Source organism: Paenibacillus tundrae (assembly GCF_036884255.1).
In the GTDB taxonomy this organism is placed as follows: Bacteria; Bacillota; Bacilli; order Paenibacillales; family Paenibacillaceae; genus Paenibacillus.
In genome coordinates this window covers 1,167,513-1,188,348 of record NZ_CP145605.1, presented here as the reverse complement: position 1 = coordinate 1,188,348, position 20,836 = coordinate 1,167,513, and the positions used below count along the sequence as shown (strand labels likewise).

The 20,836-nt window shown below is 44.2% G+C and carries 17 protein-coding genes; 4 read left to right on the top strand and 13 right to left on the bottom strand.

The features are described from left to right. Positions 1–230: 230 nt before the first annotated feature. The gene (locus tag V6W81_RS05140) at positions 231–1,919 is read right to left on the bottom strand and encodes a methyl-accepting chemotaxis protein (protein WP_338541898.1); all 1,689 of its coding nucleotides are present in this window, start codon (positions 1,917–1,919) and stop codon (positions 231–233) included. 374 nt (positions 1,920–2,293) lie between these two features. Beyond that, complete coding sequence (locus tag V6W81_RS05135; RefSeq protein WP_338541897.1) at positions 2,294–4,306, bottom strand: CotH kinase family protein; 2,013 nt, start codon at positions 4,304–4,306, stop codon at positions 2,294–2,296. Between the two features lie 490 nt (positions 4,307–4,796). On the opposite strand from V6W81_RS05135, the gene V6W81_RS05130 reads away from it, so the two are divergent. Continuing rightward, positions 4,797–6,533, top strand: coding sequence for a methyl-accepting chemotaxis protein (locus V6W81_RS05130; RefSeq protein ID WP_338543946.1), 1,737 nt, complete (start codon positions 4,797–4,799; stop codon positions 6,531–6,533). A 278-nt stretch (positions 6,534–6,811) separates the two neighbouring features. Here the strand turns inward: V6W81_RS05130 and V6W81_RS05125 are convergent, their stop codons facing one another. Together V6W81_RS05125 and V6W81_RS05120 are read right to left on the bottom strand one after the other, a co-directional pair. Then, on the bottom strand, positions 6,812–8,437 hold the full coding sequence (locus V6W81_RS05125) for a WG repeat-containing protein (RefSeq protein ID WP_338541896.1): 1,626 nt from the start codon (positions 8,435–8,437) through the stop codon (positions 6,812–6,814). Positions 8,438–8,610: 173 nt separating this feature from the next. Further along, positions 8,611–9,132, bottom strand: a complete 522-nt coding sequence (locus V6W81_RS05120; RefSeq protein ID WP_338541895.1) for a hypothetical protein — start codon at positions 9,130–9,132, stop codon at positions 8,611–8,613. Between the two features lie 314 nt (positions 9,133–9,446). On the opposite strand from V6W81_RS05120, the gene V6W81_RS05115 reads away from it, so the two are divergent. Both V6W81_RS05115 and V6W81_RS05110 read left to right on the top strand, forming a co-directional pair. Then, on the top strand, positions 9,447–10,025 hold the full coding sequence (locus V6W81_RS05115; RefSeq protein ID WP_338541893.1) for a TetR/AcrR family transcriptional regulator: 579 nt from the start codon (positions 9,447–9,449) through the stop codon (positions 10,023–10,025). 74 nt (positions 10,026–10,099) lie between these two features. After that, a complete protein-coding gene (locus V6W81_RS05110) occupies positions 10,100–12,286 on the top strand; it encodes a YhgE/Pip domain-containing protein (RefSeq protein ID WP_338541892.1) in 2,187 nt (728 codons plus the stop codon). 274 nt (positions 12,287–12,560) lie between these two features. Here V6W81_RS05110 and V6W81_RS05105 read toward each other — a convergent pair whose 3' ends face one another. Next, complete coding sequence (locus V6W81_RS05105; protein ID WP_397350572.1) at positions 12,561–12,938, bottom strand: DUF4190 domain-containing protein; 378 nt, start codon at positions 12,936–12,938, stop codon at positions 12,561–12,563. Between the two features lie 221 nt (positions 12,939–13,159). Beyond that, entirely contained in the window at positions 13,160–13,825 is a 666-nt protein-coding gene (locus tag V6W81_RS05100; RefSeq protein WP_338541890.1) for a DUF6709 family protein, read from the bottom strand. Between the two features lie 270 nt (positions 13,826–14,095). Here V6W81_RS05100 and V6W81_RS05095 point away from each other — a divergent pair, with 270 nt between their 5' ends. Continuing rightward, a complete protein-coding gene (locus V6W81_RS05095; RefSeq protein WP_338541888.1) occupies positions 14,096–14,647 on the top strand; it encodes a hypothetical protein in 552 nt (183 codons plus the stop codon). 135 nt (positions 14,648–14,782) lie between these two features. Here V6W81_RS05095 and V6W81_RS05090 read toward each other — a convergent pair whose 3' ends face one another. From V6W81_RS05090 to V6W81_RS05060, 7 genes are all read right to left on the bottom strand, one after another. Continuing rightward, a complete protein-coding gene (locus tag V6W81_RS05090) occupies positions 14,783–15,538 on the bottom strand; it encodes an amino acid ABC transporter ATP-binding protein (RefSeq protein WP_338541886.1) in 756 nt (251 codons plus the stop codon). A gap of 109 nt (positions 15,539–15,647) precedes the next feature. Continuing rightward, the gene (locus tag V6W81_RS05085) at positions 15,648–16,307 is read right to left on the bottom strand and encodes an amino acid ABC transporter permease (RefSeq protein WP_338541885.1); all 660 of its coding nucleotides are present in this window, start codon (positions 16,305–16,307) and stop codon (positions 15,648–15,650) included. Positions 16,308–16,448: 141 nt separating this feature from the next. Further along, on the bottom strand, positions 16,449–17,219 hold the full coding sequence (locus V6W81_RS05080) for an amino acid ABC transporter substrate-binding protein (protein ID WP_056694555.1): 771 nt from the start codon (positions 17,217–17,219) through the stop codon (positions 16,449–16,451). A 132-nt stretch (positions 17,220–17,351) separates the two neighbouring features. Further along, positions 17,352–17,906: a DUF4825 domain-containing protein gene (locus tag V6W81_RS05075; RefSeq protein WP_338541883.1), complete on the bottom strand. Its 555-nt coding sequence runs from the start codon at positions 17,904–17,906 to the stop codon at positions 17,352–17,354. After that, a complete protein-coding gene (locus V6W81_RS05070; RefSeq protein ID WP_338541882.1) occupies positions 17,903–18,601 on the bottom strand; it encodes a permease prefix domain 1-containing protein in 699 nt (232 codons plus the stop codon). The genes V6W81_RS05075 and V6W81_RS05070 overlap by 4 nt, the downstream gene beginning before the upstream one ends. Before the next feature lie 2 nt (positions 18,602–18,603). Next, on the bottom strand, positions 18,604–18,963 hold the full coding sequence (locus tag V6W81_RS05065) for a PadR family transcriptional regulator (RefSeq protein WP_338541880.1): 360 nt from the start codon (positions 18,961–18,963) through the stop codon (positions 18,604–18,606). 322 nt (positions 18,964–19,285) lie between these two features. Continuing rightward, positions 19,286–20,791, bottom strand: coding sequence for an alpha-glucosidase/alpha-galactosidase (locus V6W81_RS05060; protein WP_338541879.1), 1,506 nt, complete (start codon positions 20,789–20,791; stop codon positions 19,286–19,288). Between the last annotated feature and the right edge of the window lie 45 nt (positions 20,792–20,836).

Sequence of the window (20,836 nt, the reverse complement as noted above, 5' to 3'; positions counted from 1 at the left end):
GTATTCTCAACTGTAGATGATATTCTCCATTTCTATGCTGACAAGCAACCTGCACAGCATCCAATGAAAGAACATTTGCCCGCCCTGCCTACTTCTTCTTCCACATCTGCACACCCAACACAACTACCTAATCGCTAAAACGGGCTTGATGAGAAAAAGACCCTGATTCGCTTGAAGCGATCAGGGTCTTTTTCATCTACTATCCAGTAACTATTTCATGGTCACCTTCACTAGATCTTGAATGGACTCAAGGATGTCTGAAGCTCTGTCGATATATCCGACAGCACGGCTGCAGATGATTTAATCTGCTCCACGGACTGAAGCTGTTCCTGAACAGAACCAGCTGCCTGTTGTGAGTTGGCGCTTGCAGTATGCGCATGACGCGCAATCTCATGAACGGATGCCACAACCTGCTCTACGCCTGCGGACATCTCTTCACTTGTAGCAGCCATCTCTTCAATCTCTGAGGCAATCTGTTCATTCGTATCTCGAATCTGACTGAAATTCAGCTCTGTCTCCCGCGTCAAGCGAATTCCTTCCTGCACTTCATCCTTGACCTTGGATAGAGCTGTGATGGAGAGCAGCATATCCTGTTCCATACCTTGTACCAATTCATCAATCTTTTCCGAAGAATCTCCGGCCTGTTCTGCAAGCTTACGTACTTCGGAGGATACGACAGCAAAACCTCTGCCATGCTCCCCAGCTCTAGCTGCTTCAATGGAAGCATTAAGCGCGAGTAGGTTCGTTTGCCTAGCGACCTCATGAATCGTAGAAGCCATCTGACTAATCTGAGCTGACTTCGCTTCCAACATACGCATGATCTCATCCGTTGCCTGAACTGAAGTGTGTATAGCTGACATCTGCTCCACCGTCATCTGAACAGTTTCGCCACCATTCTCAGCCTGCTTGCGTGAATATATTGCCGACTCTGAGACACTTGAAGCTTTGTCCGCCATCCGCTGAACACCTACAGCTACTTCTTCCATCGCTTGCAGATTTTCTTCCGTACTGATCATCTGGCTCTCTGCACCACGTGCCACCTGTTCCACGGAAGACGATATCTGTTCAGACTCCGTCGTTGTTCGCTCAGCAATAGTCAATAATTGACCGGTCGAATGCTCGGCTTTCTCTGCCGCCTGTAGTCCGCCTTGAATGATCAGCTTCAAGCTGCTTCGCATCTCGTTATAACCAGTGCTGAGTTGACCAATCTCATCCTGCACATGATCCTCAATCGACTGTGTGAAATCGCCTGTTCCTGCCAGCTTGATCGCTGTGGATACTCGCCCAATTCGCATTCTGACTCGACGGACGTACCATATGATGACAGTGATAGCGATCAGCATCGCAACAATACAGACAATGGCGAAGGTCTTCAGGAATGATGAGATAATGACATCAATTAAGGATTGTGAGGCACCCACATAAAGTATGCCAATAATCTCCCCTGCTTGGTTATGGATCGGTTCATACGCTGTCTGATAGGTTTGTCCTACGACAACAGCTTCCCCATAATACCGTTCCCCTTGCTGTAGAACAGCTTGAGCGACCTGTTCCGATACCTTCGTGCCCACTGCACGCTCGCCATCCACCATCACATTGGTGGCAACCCGCTCATCTCCTCTAAAGATGGTAACGGTATCTCCTGAAGCCTCACCAAGCTCATCTACGAGATCAAAGTTCCCCTCCATCGTTACTTCACCCTTGAACAATTGTCCATCCTTGATCTCCCATTCACCTGGATACTTGTATGTAATGATATGATTCGCCATCTGCAAATCCCGTTTTGCCTTCTCCGTAGCAAATGTCGTAATTCCCTGCCTCATTTCCATGATTACGCTAACTGCCACGGCGGAGGAAAAAAGAATAAAAATGCCGATCACAATCAAACTAATTTTAGTACCAATACTCATGCTTCGCATGTACGTACGCCACCCATTTCCCTAAGTAATTGTTAATGCATTACGATGTGAAAAGCTTGAATTCGACTTATCACATATAGAGTTATCGGCAGAAATAATAACAATGTGTATAATATTTCAGTGATATATATCACAAAAATTGCTCAATAAAATCAAATCACTTACTCATTCTCCGTAAATGTGTAAAAAGAACCTCTAACAAGGGAATTACCCTCCCTAAAAAGCAGGTCATAAGTCCTTTTTCAATCCGTCAAAGAACATATTTCTCAACTTATTACATGCCAAAAGGATCCGATGAAATCACCGAATCCTCTAAGCTTGTATGTTTGAAATTGTTAGATTAACGTATAGTTACTCGTAAACATCCTGGATCATCATTGACTCGTGATCTTAACAGTTGCCGTTGATTGATCCCAATCCACCTTCAACCCCAAAGCTTCAGAGATAAAGCGCACGGGTACAAGGGTACGGCTGTTCTTGATGATGGCCGAGCTGTCAATTTCCACTGATGTACCATTGACCGTTGCTGTGCTGCTGCCAATCTTCAAGACAAATGTCTGATCATTCAATACTGCGGTTACTGTCTTCGCTGTTGGGTTCCAGGTCACCTCTGCTCCTAATACCTCAAAAATCGCATTCACAGGTACCATCACTCGTCCGCTAACTTCTAGCGGCTCCTGATCAGGGAAAGCCACAGATTGTTCGTCCAACGTAACCGAGATCGCCGCTGGATCTGTTGTTTCAGTTGACGTTGTATTATCCTGTTGTTCATCTGTCTCCGGCAAAGGGGTCACTTCGCGTCCAAGCTGTTCTTGTAAGTTCGCTAGACGGTTTAGTGCAAACGTAGTTAACGATCCGGATGCCATAGAGCCCATGCCCTGACCCCCACCGAAGTTACCACCTGGTCTTGTCGAGTTATCACCTGAATTAGCTGTTGAATCTGTTGTTCCATCGCCATCTGCTGTGCCACTAGGTCGTGTCGGCGGTGTGGTACCATCTGGCGGGGTCATACCCTCCATTCCTTCCGGCGGGGTCATACCTTCCATGCCTTCAGGTGGAGTCATGCCTTCGAAGCCTTCTGGCGGGGTCATTCCACCACCCATACCACTTCCCGTATCACCATTGGCTGAGTACACAATATTGGATTCAAATTGTTCTGTCGTATAGAACTTTGTTGGATCTGCATCTACATAAGAGCGAATCTTAGCTGAAAGTTCTGTAATTCGATCTTGAATACCTTCCAAATAGTCTGTTAACTCGTTAACATAGGTCAGATATTTTTCCTTGTACTCCGGAACGGCAAGCAAATTATTGATCATCGGTACACTTTCCATGCTAATGCCAAGCACAGGTTCATCTACAGATACGTTGGTCGCGTTCGTATTTGTCGTGGTTGAGCCTGTCGTCGCTCCCCCCCGACCTCCACCACCAGCCGAATATCCATTAAAGGACATATTGAAGTCCCAAGGCACAACCGTAAATTCGCCAGCAGCATCACTGTATAGCATATAGTTATGACCCTTGTCTCCGTTATAGCTGTCGTAGTTACCTAGGACAGTATTCCCTGCAATATATTGAAGTGCAGAATCAACGTCCAGCACACTCTCGATATTGCCCTTTTCACCTTCTGGCATCTCATTCAATGTTTGAATGAAATTTTTGAGTTTTGTTTTGTCTTTATCAGAGCCTAAGTCCTTGGAGAGTGTACTGTATTCACCATCTTCCTCATATTGAAGGTAGGTCTTCTCCTCGGTATCGTAGAGGACACCATCTTCGTAGTCCTCCCCATAGTTACGCTCCAGGTAGCTATCATCTACAGCTTCAACACCTGTATAGAAACCAACCAGCTCACCGTTAACATAAAGGTTGACGTAGTTCGTCATCGGCACATCCATGCCAATGCTACGCAGTGCTTCATAATGGAGAATCTCACGCATATACGAAGGATCCGTATAGTTGTTATTGAGTACCATTTTATCTAGACCGAGCAAGGTTTGCGTCTTGTCATACTTGTCGAATTTCAATCTGAAGCTGTAACGGTCGGAATCCTCCATGGAAGCAACGGAGCGTAACGTCATATTGCCTTTCGTCGAGAACCCTACGTTATCCAACTTGTTGCCATCCACTTCCACGCTAACCTGTTTGTAATCTTTATCAAGCGGGCTTTCGAGCATGCTCTGCCAGTCGGCATCTTCCATCGTAATCTTCACATCAATTACATTATCCGTTTGGAACAAGGATTCGTACGCTTGGGTAACGCCTGTACTTGAAGTTGTAGCTGTATTCTCTGCAGCGTATGCCTGCTGGCCTCCAACCCATGCAAAAGATGACGTAACCATCGTCACAGACAAGGCTGTCACTGCAACTTTTCGTAGTAAATGATTCAAATGATGATTCCTCCTTCTTGAGTCTCTGTTAAGCAGCTGTGGCTTATGGAACCATCGTAGAGGACGAACCTTTAGTGAATCTTAAATGGTGAAACGGAAGCAAAATTGAATAATATGTATACCGATGATTTTTTCATGGTCATACAAGAAAAAAGATGAAAAAAACGCAAAATATTACCTAAGAACCAGTTCTTAAGAACTAATTAAACGCCAAAATCTAACATTAATATGGCTATATTACGATAATATCACAGGTATAGAACTTATATGGAGGTCCTGCGATGACATAAGTGATACACAATAGAACGGATCTATAGCAATTAGTTAGAAGCAAAGCATCAAGAAAGAACCGAAGAAACGTAGGTTAAGAAAATTAACTTCCTTTAATAATGACCTGAACATACATACGTCGCATTTCGTCCAGGCCACACATTTTTTAACATCATTTAAGGAGTGAACCACTTTGTTAAACAAGCTTCGTTGGAGTACTATGCCTTTCTTTGCCAAAAATCTAGTCATCTCATTCGGTAGTATCGTGTTGATTGGTATCATCCTCATTACTGCCGCGTATCAGTTACAAAAGAATATTCTCGTTGAACAACTGCATGATCAAGCAACTGTCATTACCGAGAAATCGTATGTCGATCTGGACACGGCCAAAGTAAATGAAGCCATGAATGAAAAAAGCTACACAGGTCCTGCCCAGCAGGAAATGAAAGCCTACCTTGATTCCATTCACGAATTCTATCCAAACATCGCTCAAGCTTATATTTTCGGCTCAGAACTCGAAGGTGGAAACGGAACATCCATTATTGCTGTCCCTACGAACCTGGTAGAACCTTTCGAGGAAAGCAATCTTGCCGCAGGCGATATGTATCCACTGCCTCAGAATAACGTTGTGGTGCTTGAACAGATGAAGGTGGACGGAAAGCCTGCGTTCAGTGATTTCTACACGGATGAGTATGGCACTTGGACAACCTTGATCTATCCGATCAATAACGCAGATGGTTCCATGTACGCTGCTCTATTTTTTGATGTAGATGCAAGTGCAGTGCCTAAAGGTCTGAATGAACTGCTGTTGTACGGCACGATATGTCTGGTTGGTTTCCTACTTCTATTCATGATCCTGCAGTACATTCTACTGAAGCGAACACTTGCCCCGATCCGTAGCCTCATGCACGGTATTGAGGAAGTGAGCACAGGTAACCTGGATGTAACGATTCAAGTAGGCCGAGACGATCTCGGCGTTATCAATAGCAAATTCAATACGATGATTCAACGAATCAACGATACGATGTACAAGGTACAGAATACGTCGCATCACCTGTCGAATTCATCCAAGAAATTACTTAATATTTCAGAGAAAAATAATGAAAATATTCAAAGCATCAGTAACCACATGAAGGATATCTCCAGTGGACTTCGCTCCCAAGATCAAGCAACGGTTGAAAGCGCCCGTGCTATGACGGAGATGTCCACCGTTATTCAGACGATCGCCAGCAGTTCATCTGACGCAGCGGATCAAGCTTTGAGTATGGAGCAACGCTCCAGTGCGGGTAATGAAGTGATGCAACAGGTCGTTGAGCAGATGCGCCTCATCGCCGGTGCGGTGGAGAATACGTCCGAGTCGATTCAATCACTGGAAAATAACTCGAATCAGATTAGCAACATTGTCAATATGATTACGGAAATTGCTGGACAAACGAATCTACTCGCGCTCAATGCTTCCATTGAAGCGGCTCGTGCAGGCGAGGAAGGCAGAGGCTTCGCCGTCGTGGCTGGAGAAGTTCGTAACCTGGCAGAACAATCCCAAGAATCCGCGAAACAAATACGTCAACTGATCGAAGAGATTCAGCAGGATATCGTTCAATCCTCCGAGTCGATGCAGCTTGGCTCGCAGGAAGTGAAGAAAGGCTTAGAGGTAACGCAAGAGACGGGCGTGTTCTTCGAGAACATTCTTACAGCAACGAATAAAGTTGCCAACCAAATCCAAGATATCTCCAGCTCTACAGAGGAAATATCCGCGAGCACACAAGAGATGTCTGCTACTGCCGACGAGCTATCCTCAAGTGTCAGCAGAGCGGCTAGCAGCAGTAAACAGATCGAGCAATCCATTGAGGAGCAAGAATCCTCCATGGCTTCCATCGTTACCGCTTCTGATGAACTGTCAGCGGTATCTGAACAATTGCAAGAACTAATCTCGTTCTTCAAAGTGCGAGCGAGTTAAACAGAAAAACGGCTGAATAGCAGAAATGCTGTTCAGCCGTTTTTATTTGGAATAGGTTAAAGTACGTAATAGAAAAAACCAAGATGGGTGAGTGTTCCTCTTCCCATCTTGGTTTTTTGAGTTGGTAGCATGATGTTTAACCTTTTGCTCGCCTGCCTGGTCCCACTACCCCCTAAATTTATCTTTACTTAACTCAGGTGATTTTTAACGCGAAACCAAATACGAATGTCAGAAATTTCGTTGTATACACTCTTGAACGCGAACGTATACCAATCGATTCAACCATCAAAACCTGAGCGGAATACCTCTTTCCCTTTTGCATTGAAAATAACATACTTACTTTTATTCCCTAGCGGTATACCACTGTACATTCCGTCACCTAGATAATTTACGAATTCATATTTTGGAAATATCCGTTTCCCCGTCTCAATATTGATTGCTGTGGTTATCGAGCCATCCTTCGCTTTTAATGCATATTGAATTGTTGCGATCGGATCAATATCGTGATAATAGTCGGTACGATCGATATCAAGAATTTCGTATTTCACATCCATAACGACTTTCCCACGACTATCCACGATCCCATAGCTCTTCTTCAGCTTTACCCGGTATAGCGGATTCTTTGTGGTCACTTTCTCAATCTGGTTATTCATATAATTTGTCCGTTCGATCAATGGAACTATTTCATCGTATTTGATAGGCAGAATGATTTCACCACGAGTTCCAATCAATCCATACTTACCATTCTTGCGAATGACGGCACTCCCCATTTGGAACAGGTTAGCCTCTTCGTATTGAGCGGATATTTTAATGTCTCCCTGCTTCGAAACATAGCCCCATTTTTGATTAAGTTTCACAGCAGCTAGTTCCTCTGAAAAAGCTTGAATATCTGTATAATTGGACTCGAATAGTAGCGTTTGATCCTTTTTATAAAATGTCCAACCGGCACTTGGATCTTTCATGTCTCTCACAGCATAACTTCCATCTCCTGAGAGAATAACTTTTTGCTCATCTTGAGGTTCAACAATTATCTTTCCAGTTACAGCAACGACTCCTTCGCCACTTCCTTGGATTTTCCATAGTCCATTCTGTGGTTCATCTACACTGTGATATTGTTTATCTAAGGGGATAACCAAACCATCCTGTTGAACAATAGCACTGTACGCATCACGGTGGAGCCCCCACTCTAATGCATTCCCTCTGAATTCAATTTTGTTACGGAATTCAGCAGGTACCACAAGTTGCCCCTTGTAGTTCATACTCCCCCACTGTCCATTTATTTTTACGGGGAATAATCCTGATTTACGATAAGCTGTTCCATATTCCTTGTCTTCAATGTTAAACGCCGTAAGCAATTTTCCTTTGGTATTAATGAGTGCCCACTTACCATTCTTTTTGACCAATGCTGCTTGATTGTAAAAGCTTGTTCCTGCCTCATATGTAGGAGAAATAACGAATTTCCCTTTGGTATTTAGGTAGCCAATCTTCCCATTTTTCTTGGCGATCGCCAGCCCATTGTCAAACCCACCGATATATTCAATGCTTTTGTCCTGAAATATTACTTTGCCCTTACTGTTTATTAACTGATTTCTATTTACAACTGCAACGCCCTGATAGAATGCATCTCTTGCTAATTGAAACTGTGGCTTAATAACAAACTTGCCCTGGTAATTGATGAATCCCCACTTCCAGTTTTGACGAACGGGAATGAGGCCATTCTCTGCTCGGTCAGCGAACCACAGATGGCTCAACCCTACATGTTCCTGTGCTTTATCCCACTCATGATATATCGGCTCGTTCCCTGCTAGCGCGACCTTCGGTGATAACGAGATTGCCGCAATGAGCATCAAGATTGAAACGCCGAAAATCCCCATGAATTTTCGATACTTTACCCTTTTCTTCACTACCATACTCCTCCTCAATTTAAATCTAACGACTTACTCTTTCATTAATACATAAGGAAAGACAACTATCAATGGGGCAAGTGTTATTTCACAATGAATCTATCATGTATTCACAGTAATTATTTCTCTTAAAATCTCATCATATGATAAACAACCCCCGCATTAGTCCATAATTAATCAACGGCTACCAACCCCCACTTTCCACCTTCGTCTTCTGCAAAATAATACGTAATCCCATATTTCTCTATATTATTGGTATCTCTCATTATTTCACCGAGCACACCTACAAGAATGTGATTTTTCGTTGTGTCCTTGGAAACATGCCCAATCTCCGTATATCTTACGTTGCCTCCGAATTGCCCCCGATGCCGATCAGCTACTTCTGGATCTAAGAACAAACTTCGAAAGGCAGCCTGATCTGATCTCACGTTAGCTTCTAGAGCTTCTTTCAATACCTCTTGGATCTCCTCATTAAGAAGAGGATCATGTTCCTGCTCCCAATCAATAAATACACCTTGATCAAAATTGATCTCACTGTCCTCCGACTCAGTCTCCTGCTGTGCGGCTACTGTTTCTATTTCTACATTCTCCTTACTTTGATCTTCTGACGAGCTGGCCTCTCTGTTCAAGTCATTGCATGCCGCCATTCCGGTAGCAAGGCACAACAACACTAGCATACTAGCTGCTTTTCTCACTCTATTCACCCTCATATATGAAATGCTTGATCTCAATCTCAATCTGTTCTCTATTTATAGATTAAAGCTATTTTACCATACAAAATAATCCATATAATCAAAATTTAAGATAAGCAAGATCTCAGTTCTTTTTCTAAACACTCACTTCCATAACTCAAAACATTTATTAAAAATATGATATAGATCACTTTCTCCTCCCCCATGAAGGTGCTACATTTGTTAACGACCAATTGACCAAAATAGTAAACCGGTCATATTGAACAGGATTCACTGCTATGATCACCATTCCACATCATAAAGGAGATGCATAACCTATGGCTGCTATGGATCGAAGGCAGCAAATTATGAATTCGGCAGAAAGATCATTTGCCTTGTTTGGTTACAAGGCCACAACGATGGAACAGGTCGCTCGCATTGCGAATGTAGGCAAAGGCACGATCTACACCTTTTTCGATAACAAAGAAGAACTGTTCAGGGAGATTCTGCGCTCCATCATAAGAGACATGAAACACATCACGGAAGAGACAGTGCAAGACGATCAATCTTTTCTCGACAATGTGCACCAGAGCATGGATGCCCTACTGGAGTACAGACAGAAGCATGAATTGTTAATCAAGTTGTTTCAAGAGGTCAATGAGTTCGGCACACCACAAGCGAAGGAGGGTTTACAAAAGGTAGAATCAGCCATTCTTGAATATATGGAGCGTCAGGTTACGAGAGCCATGGAGCTGGGACAGATTCGCCAAGACAATCCCAAGATCGTGTCCTTTGTGCTCCTGAAATTGTACGTCACCTTAACCTCCGATTGGAACAAAACGAATCCAGCCTTACACAAGGCTCAGATACAGTCATTTGTGAGTCAGTTTCTCCAAAGCGGACTATCCCCAACCTAGAGACTGGCTCCACAATCCATACAGAACAATATAGAAATAATAACGATAGTGTGATAATGGGGAGAGAGCGCATAATGAGATCCATACAAGTATTTTTCCAAGATATAAAATCATCCTTCAAGAAACCTAAAGTTTTCATTCCGATCCTTGTGGTGCTGTTTATTCCGGTGCTGTACAGCGGCATGTTCCTCAATGCATTCTGGGATCCTTATGGCAAGATGAATGAGCTTCCTGTAGCTGTGGTCAATAACGACCAAGGTGCTACATTTAATGACCAAACCTTAGAAGTCGGCAATAATCTCGTCGATGAATTGAGAAAAAGTGATGATTTCCGCTGGGAGTTTGTAAGTCGTGAGCAAGCGGATCAAGGCATGAATGACAATACGTATTATATGACGATTGTGATTCCAGAGGACTTTTCCGCAAAAGCAACAACGCTAATGGATGACCACCCTACACCAGCAGAGCTTATATATGAGCCTAACGAAGGTTACAACTTCTTGGCAGGGCAGATTGGCGGTACCGCAGTCAAACAGATTAAGGCAAAGGTATCTGCGAAGGTCACTGAATCCTACACCGAAACACTGCTAGATCAGGTAGCAACGATATCCAGTGGTCTGTCTGACGCTGGCGATGGTGCGAGCAAGCTAAATGAGGGCTCAGCGAAGCTGAATGATGGAGCTAGCAAACTGAAACAAAACCTGTCCAAACTCGTGGACGGAACAGATCAACTTCAAGCTGGCGCAGCAACCCTGCAAGATGGTACAGGTACACTCGCAGATGGGATCGACACACTTCATCAAGGCGCAAACTCTCTATCCAGTGGACTCTCCCAACTGGCCGCTGCTGGTCAGAAGCTGGAGAACGGAGCGACGCAAGCTCAAGCTGGAGGTCAGCAACTACAAGCAGGTATCCAATCTGCCCATGATGGTGCTTCTAAGCTGGAAGCTGGTCTCGCTGCATCCGAAGAAGGCAGTGCGAAGTTAACCACAGGTATTCAGGCTTCTGTTGATGGAAGCAGCAAAGTAAGCGAAGGAGCAAAAGCTGTCGCACAAGGATTAGCTCAGTTAACAGCGGCAAGCCCAGAGCTTGCCAGCAATCCGGCCATACAGCAATTGCTTGCTGCAAGTCAGGCGGTTGCTGCGGGTAGTGAACAATTAGTGCAAGGTGGACAACAATTGATCACGGGTAGTCAGAACCTGCAGGCAGCTCAGCAGCAATTACATCAAGGCAGCACACAGCTTGTACAAGGTGAGCAACAATTGCTTCAAGGTGCTTCCCAGCTCTCTGCCGGACAGGAGCAATTAGCTGGAGGCTTACAACAGTTCAATGCCAAATTATCTGAAGCCACTGCGGGCGGAGCCAAACTTGCCGTAGGCGCAGATCAACTGAATACGGGTGCAGGCAAATTAGTGGCTGGTATGAATGAATTTTCAGGCGGCATCACTACGATTGCAGACGGCTCCAGACAGCTGGATGCAGGCGCAGCCCAGTTGCAGGATGGTACCACGCAGTTAACCGACGGATCAGGCGAACTTGCCAGCAAACTGCTTGATGCTGCGGAAGAGACATCCAGTGTGAAAAAGACGGATGAACTTGTATCCATGTATGCTGAACCTGTTCAAGTCGAAGAACACAAGCATAACGAGGTACCTAACTATGGAACAGGGTTCTCCCCTTATTTCCTTTCCTTAGGTTTATTCGTCGGGGCTCTAATCGCGACATTAGTTGTACCTACACGTAATAGCTCAGTCACAGATGCGAGTGGTTGGAATCGTTTTGTGAGTCGAACCTTAGCTTTTACGTTAATGAGTGCTATTCAATCTTTGCTCGCTTCGTGGCTCGTTCTGTCAGGGCTGGGATTAGAAGTGAAAAGTGTTCCACTATTTCTCTTATTCAGCTTCGTCACCAGCCTCAGCTTCATGTACATTATCCAGGCTCTCGTGACATGGCTTGAGAACCCAGGACGCTTCCTGGCCATTCTCATGCTGATCTTCCAATTGACGACAAGTGCAGGTACGTTCCCACTGGAACTTATCCCGAACTGGCTAAGAGTATTCAACCCATGGTTGCCGATGACCTACAGTGTAACGGGATATAAAGCGGTAATCTCAAGTGGCCAATTCAGTGTCGCATGGGATCAGATCGGGCTTCTGTTGATCTTTGCTGTTCTGGGGTTAGCAGGTTCGTTCACTTACTTCATGGTGCATCGTGCCGAGAAAGCCGAACTTGTTCAAGGTGAAGCAGCACTTCATATGTAAAATGAAAAGATAACTAGCAAGGCGGATATCATGGATGCATTCACCTCAATTTATGAACGAAGGTGGTTGCGAGATATCTGTCTTGTTTTTTTATTGGGATGAAGCGGTGGTGATTATGCGGTATGTATCTTCTTTAATTTTGCGGCTACCAAAATAGATAACAAAAAAGACGATCCTCAGGTAACTACACCTTCCAGATCGTCTTATGATTATTCTATAAATTAAACTACATGCTCCGCCCTCAGGTGGTATGCATGTAGCCTGAAATATCTGCTTAGAACAGATACGTGAGTGAATACGTAGATGAGTACGAATCCCCATAGAGGACAACTGCTACGATAATAAACAAAATGATCAGTGCATAAATCAGTGTGCCTACAATTCCACAGACCAGACCTGCAATCGCTAACCCTTTTCCCTGTTCCATTCGAACCTTGATTTCTTTAAGCGAGAGTGCTGCAAAAATAATAGCTACGATTCCGATGATAAATCCGATATATGGAAGCATAATCGACAAAATCCCCAGCACAAGTGCTGCGATTGATTTGCCGTTGGTCTTCGGTGCCATATATGGTGGATAAGGCGGAAACGGTGGTAGTGGATCATTATAGTTCGGGTGCTGATTCTGATTCTGATTATAATTCTGATCCACATCATTCTGACGGTAATCCAAGGTAAATCCTCCCTATTCATGAAGTATTATCATTATACTCGATTATGCGAAAAACCAATATATGTATTTATGTAAGAAAGTTAATATCAGTGAATGATTACTCTGCACTAAATTATTCTAAGTGTAAAACCTTATAGGATCGGGAGCATGATATGTATTTATTTTACGATTCTAAAATCAACATTATGTATAAATCTTGACTAAAGCTTGCGTTGTTGATGCTTCAGTTGCGATAATCTTCCAATCATAATCAGGCCGATTAGCGCCAAAATTCCTAGATAGATTCCACCAAACATCGTATACATCTGCTCCGACTGATCCTCAGTAAGCCCTGATGGAATGTTCAGATTCACCATGTAAGGCCAAATCTCTTTCTCCATATTAGCCGTCCCAACAGACTTGCTAGCGTATTCCTCCATGTATTCGTTAGCATATTTGACCAATTCAATATCCATACTTTCGATCTTGCCATTGCTCACAATTGGAAAGTTTATTGCGTTTTCACCATTATTCGATGTCTGTGCCAATGAATCGTATCTTTTCGTATCAGGCCACAACACTTTAACCACAAGCCCTTTTCCTTTGTACGGGTACATATAAAAATAATGCTTGTTCATTTGGGATTTATCTCCCTCTCTTTGCATGTAGAACTCTGCAAACACAGGATGGATTCGTTCAAACTCGATCTCAACGTAATCTCCAGCAGATATTGTTTCTGGTTCTAGTTCCTTCAAGTTGATGAATCCTTCTGCAAGTTTCTTGTTGTTAATGAGCCCAATTACAAGAACGGCACCAAAGACTATGGTTACCAATAGGAATGATATTACGGTTCCTCGTATGATCTTTCTCTTATCTAAGGTTTGCATATTTTATAATCCTTTCTTAAAATTCCAACTACTGTTTATCCTAGGTGTATATCGGTCTATATGGTAGTTAAATGAAGTAATAGACTACAAACACATCTAAAGTCCTGTATGGAATAGATTAATTGACGTAACTACGTACCGACATTGATGTTTAGTGACGACGCGTAATAGATGAATTTCTCTAGTGTAAACTCACCCGCTTTTCAATAAATCAAGCCTTTATCAATAGTAAAAATATGTTATTCTAACTTAAGGAATGGGAGGTATAATATGTACAAGATTGCTCTTATATTGGTATCCATAATTGGTTTGATGGCGGGATGTACCCCATCTGAAGCACCTGTCGATACGTTGCAGCAAGTGGATCTGAACCAGGATCAGACGCAAACGATCAAGGAGCTTGAAGAGGAAAACCAACAACTTCAGGAACAGATCACTCAACTTCAGGTAGATGTAAATAGTGAAGAGATTAGAAACAATCTAAGAGAAACGTTGAATATGACATTCAAGCTCATTGCTGCCATGGAGTCAGGGGATACTGCATACATGAATTCCATTTCCTCACCAAACGTGGAGATGTCTCAGGATAACAAGCAATTCATCATTACAAAGGAAGATCAATCCTATGAGGTCAACTTCATTAGCGGATTAGCGTGGAATGAGTTCGAATTCAGAGGTTACGATCAGACGGATTCAAATCATTTTAAGCTCTTCGTAGCCCATTACAATTATACAGAAGGTTCTGAAGGACATGCCGCGTACGAATTTTCTTTTGTCCGTTCGTCTGAAGGAGAATGGCTGTTTGACGGATATATTTCTTAAGTGAGAAAACATAGAAAGGCCTCTGATTACCAAATAGGTGAAGAGGCTTTTTCACATATCTCGGTGTCTGATTACAAAAAAAACACGTAACAACAGTATTTTGAAATACCTCATTACGTGTTCATATTTTTAAAATTACCCTTCCACCTCTACCCGTTGTAGAAAGGTGCGTGTGCGCTCCAGTTTTGGTGCACCAAAGATCTGTTCTGGTGGGCCGGCCTCAGCAATTTCTCCGTTGTCCATGAAGAACACGCGATCCGCTACCTCACGGGCGAAGCTCATCTCATGGGTTACGATCATCATGGTTATGTTCTCCTGTGCTAACTGCTTAATTACACGGAGCACCTCACCTGTTAGCTCTGGATCAAGTGCGGATGTCGGCTCATCGAAGAGCAGAATATCCGGCTGCATCATTAAGGCACGAGCAATCGCCACCCGCTGCTTCTGTCCACCAGACAGGTTCGCTGGATAAGCATCCGCCTTGTCCGATAGCCCTACTTTGCCGAGCAGTTCTTGGCTACGATGCCTGATCACTGCCGCGCTTTCTTTTTTTAACGTCTTCGGAGCCAGTTCCAGGTTCGCACGCACAGTCAGATGGGGGAACAGGTTAAAATGCTGGAATACCATGCCCATCCGGTCAGTGATCTTCCGAATCTCCGCAGCATTTGCATAACTCCCGTTCTCCGCCAGCTTCTGTCCTTGAATGCGAACCGTGCCTCTTGTAATCTCTTCGAGATGAATGAGGCTGCGTAGCATCGTACTTTTACCCGAACCAGACGGACCGATGACAGCAATGACTTCGCCGGGTGCAACGTTAAACGACACCTGTTTGAGCACATCCAGTGCACCAAATGATTTTTTTAACTGAGTTACTTCTATTATATGTGTCATCCATACACAGTCCTTTGATTAAATAATTTGAAAATTCATTCCGACACCACGTCAGAAGATTGACTCTGTTATCGAAGTAACAGATGTAAATATCCTTAAAGTTCAACTATTACTCGAACGAGAAACGCTTCTCCAATGCCTTGAACAGCAAAGTAAGCACAAGCGTCATGAGCAGATACATCACTGCCGCGATAACAAACGGAGTTAACTGAAAGTCCCTATTCGCGGCAGCCTGGGCATAATACAACAACTCCGGTACAGCGACAGCGTACAACAGAGCCGTATCCTTGATCAACGTAATTGACTCGTTCGCTGTCGCAGGCAATACCACACGGATCATCTGTGGAATAATGACCTTCACCATCGTCTGCCTCTTGGATAGTCCAAGTACCTTAGCCGCCTCATGTTGCCCCTTGTCAATGGAGAGCAAGCCACCTCGGAAGATCTCTGCAAAGTATGCTGCATAATTGAGCACAAATCCCATCGCCGCTGCAACGAGACGATCAAACACTAGATATTCGCCGATTACCGGCAACAGCGGAAGACCGAAGCAGAAGAACAAAATTTGCAGCAATAGTGGTGTTCCTCGCATTACATAGACGTATGTGTGTGCAATCCAGGCTAGCGGTTTAAACTGACTACGCATCAGTAAAGTAATACCAAATCCAAGCGGTATAGATAGAACAATTGCCAATAAAAACATCAAAATCGTTGTCTGAGCCCCTTCAAGCATAGGCTTCATCACCGTTAATATATAATCCCAACTCATGAATATGTCTCCTCTAATCTGTTAACCCCGCACTCCTCGCGGAAGCATCATATGCTCCATTGCGGAATACGGGGTCATTATGGTAGCGAACATTCTGGACAAGCCAGATCCATCACATCGGTATGTCAGGCCATCGCCTGTCTATTTCAAAACCTTATCTTCACCCAACCATTTGGTTGAGATTTCAGCTGCTGTGCCATCCGCATTCAGCTCATCAAGTGCTTTTTGCAGATCGTTCAGCAAGGCCTCATTTCCTTTTTTGATACCAATACCGTATTGCTCTGGAGCAAGGGATTCATCCAGCAGTTTGTAGGTTCCCTCTTCCTTTGCCATGTAGTATCTAGCAACTACTTCATCGATGATAACCGCGTCAAGACGAGTCGTTTTCAGATCTGTCAGAGCCAGTACGTTATCTTTGAACTCAGAAGCTTTCACTTTGTCGTTCAGTGGACTTGCCGCTAGTGCATCTGCCGCAGAGGACAGTGCCTGCAAACCTACGTTTTTTCCGTCCAATTCATCAAGCTTCGTAATAGGTGAACCTGCAAGCGTAATGACTACCTGACTATTTTCAAGATATGGCTTCGTAAACAGCACTTTCTCTTTACGCTCATCCGTAATCGTATACCCGTTCCAGATCATATCGATCCGACCACTATTCAGCTCAGACTCTTTGGAAGACCAGTCAATCGGCTGGAAAGTAACCTCTTTACCCATTTTCTCCGCTGCTGCCCGCGCATAATCAATATCGAAGCCAACAATTTCATTCTGTTCATCCCGGAACCCCATCGGTGCGAATTTATCATCAATCCCCACAATAATGGTGTTATCGTCCTTGCTTCCGGAACTGGAGCATCCAGCCACAATAATCATACATATACTGATGAATAATAGTAAAATCGCTTTTTTTCTCATCTCTCTTACCCCTCCATGTCTATAAACCAAGCCCAAACGCTTTAGTTCGTTACCACGTTATCAGAGACTTATAATAACATAGCATGGGAGAAGAGTCGAGCATGTTGTGCAATTCCATTCATATCGTACAGCTTAATTGTCAATAATTTGTGAAAAAGCGACCTCCACCTGCTCGGGTGACACGAGCTGCTCACGCACATGGGAATCCCAATCATCTGGCATCTGAAGTGCTCCTAGTTCAAGTCCAGCCCATTGTTTGGTAGCCTCACGACTCAAAGAATAACGCGTATCCTCCAACTGGTACACGATGTGCTCCAGATTATCAATCAGTACAAAATTGGCAGTTGCATTGTAAACAAGCATCCGTTTAAGGTCTTCCTCCTGCAACTCATCCGAACGTAAATTGTACTTCACTTCCGCCGTAAATGTATCGGGATACAGCTGATAACCATTCAGATATTCAGCCAAAGGTAACCCCTGATTCAGATGACTAAGATTAGAGAAGTCTCCCATGTATGCACTCCGATAATTCTGTATGGCGGCAAAATCATGAGTTAACGGATGCTGTTGCTCGGCAGCATAAGCCTGCTGCTTCGCTTCAATTCTAGGATTAATGATCCCTTCAACCACGGTAAGAGCTACGAGTCCGACGAGTACTAACACGATGATCCAACGATTCTTCCTCATCCTCTGATCTCACCTACCTCAAATTCCCTTACTAAACGTCCTGCCTTTTGCACAACCAACGGCACGATAATGGTCAGCAAAGGGATCACAAAAGCAATAACTAGTACAGCAAATTGATAAGGACCCTCCACCTGAACAGGTCGGCTATACCAGATGTTACTTCCGAATCTTAATGCAGCCTGCGTGCTCCACAAAACTAGGATTAATGCACCCCACATCCACCAGGCGATACGCGTCCACTTCCTTAATGTTGTTGATCGAATGACAGTCGTCGTCGCTTCTGCATTCCGTTGACGTTCTCGATTGCTCCACATGTATAGCAGGTATGCCCCGCCCACAAGTGCACTTGCAATCATAAGCCAAAAGTTAACGATCTTACCCTCCATCAGAACTCTCATCGGAATGGTAATGATCCACGCGATCAAACAGTAGATCAATGCAGACTGCAATACCGCAGTCCAATAAGGGAATCGTTGTACCTGATGTTGATCACTCATAATCTGATCCAATCCCGCAATATGCTGAATAGCCTTTTCAAAAGCTTGTTCCTCACTCATTCCCTGATCGATATAATCCTCCACTCGGGCTGTAAGGTTGCTATGTATCTCCTCCTTCAATTCTCTGTTCGCTGTTGTATCCTGCGCATGTTCAAACAGTCGTTCCATATGCCTTGAAATACGTTCTTCTAGATTCATATCTATCCTTCATCTCCCTCTGCTCTAGATATAATGATCATGCTATCAATCAATGTCTTGGCTGCTTGCCAGTCCTGAAGCTGTCTCTCGTAGGCTATCCGACCCTCTGAAGTGATTCGGTAATATTTGCGTCTCCCGCCCTGCGTCTGTTCTCCCCAGTACGATTCTACATATCTATTCGACTCCAACCGCTTCAAGCTAGAATAGAGCGTTGGTTCTTTCAATTCGAACTGTTCTCCACTCTTGCGGTAGATTTCCTTAATAATGCCGTACCCATAATGATCTGTCGCCAGAAGCACACTCAGAATCATAGGATCAATATTTCCTCGAATCAAATCACTATTAATGGTTTGCTCTTGCATCTGACCGACTCACCGACTTTCCTTAACCTGGGTATACTATAAGACATATTACTATGTCTGTAAAGGTAATATGTTTATCATAATAAAATCAAAAATAAAAAAATAGTGATACACACCAGCACGAGAACTGGAGCACATCACTATTTAAAACTAGAAGTATTTATTCAATAAGGACGGTTTTCGTTACCTAGAAGATAGGATGCAACTAGAAATGGAGTAGCGAAGCGTAGGCAAACCTACGTGAGCAATTACATGGTCTCCGAAGGAAACAAACTTGTAAGCCTCCACTTATTTCGGCTGAATCCCATATTCGACGCTTACACTATTGTTGTACTTTCTCACGATCTTTCCCTTTGTCGGACTCACCTGCATTTTTGTTCGCTGCATCCCGATCCTGCTGCATTTCTTCCACCGTCTTCACCTTGAGACGCGCAGCACCCTCATATTCCTTCGTTGGAATGAGATTACCGGCAGCCAGTCTCTCTTCAGCGGCAGCAATCGCTTCTCCATACTGAGGTAGCCATTGTGCCTGAGCAACCAGCATCTCATCAACCATTTGCCAGATTTCCTTCGGATTACATACCGCACCAACGAGCGGATCCATCATGAAGGCTTGGCGGAGCAACGTGTCATCTCCATGCACAGCCGCCTCAACGGCAAGCCGCTGCACTGAAATGCTCACATTACATACGGCTGCTGGCCCGAGTGGAAGATCACCTACATGTGGCATTGAAATCCCATTGCGATCCACATACCCCGGAGCTTCGATTATCGCATCATCTGGCAAGTTGGAAATGACTCCATGATTCACGGTGTTAAAGTGTCCACGATACACCCGCCCTGTCTCAAGTCCTTCGATAATATAGGAACCATGTTCCTCCCCACGCTTTTCCGGAACAAACCGCATCGGCTCATCCTTCATCCAGTTCGGGAAATCTGTCTCAAACCAATTTCTTCCCTCTGTACATACACGCAAGTATCCGCCCGTCTCACCATTAATCCAGTTACCTAGATCAATCCAGTCTGTGATCTCTTCAGGACGCTTGCGATACCAAGGCACATACTCACTAAGATGACCATTCGATTCCGTGCTATAGTAGCCAAACCGGCGTAACATATCAATTCGTACTTTCTCCGTACGGCTAAACTCTGGATGCTTCTCGAAAGCTTCAAGCAGATCGCCCGTGAGATCCCGTCCCTCATGAGAGGCCTGAATGTACCAAGTCTGATGATTAATTCCGGCACAGATAATATCGACTTCACTCTTTTGCAGTCCAAATGCTTCCGCAATCTGATGATGCCCGTGCTGCACACCATGACACAATCCAATCGTACGCACGCCGCCATACTTATTACATGCCCAAGTTAACATCGCCATCGGGTTGGAGTAGTTCAAGAGCAATACATCTGGTGCACTGTGCTCACGAATATCCTTACATATGTCCAGCATCTCGGCGATCCCACGTTGCCCATACATGATGCCACCAGCACAGAGCGTATCGCCTACACATTGGTCAACGCCATATTTGAGCGGGATATCCACATCGGTTGCAAAAGCCTCCAGTCCACCTACACGAATGGTGCAGAGCACATACTTTGCATCCTTGAGCGCTTCTCTGCGATCTGTCGTTGGCCGGATTGTAATATTCAGTCCATTCTCACGAATGTCCCGCTGACATAGCTCTGTAACCATGTCCAGGTTATGCTGATTAATATCACAGAACGCGATCTCAATATCGCGGAACTCTGGAACAGTTAACAAATCTCGCAACAGCCCTCGTGTAAACCCAATACTTCCCGCTCCGATAAATGCCACTTTAAAAGACATTGCTAATTCCTCCCCGTGATCCGAAATATGTGCTTCGGTCATGAT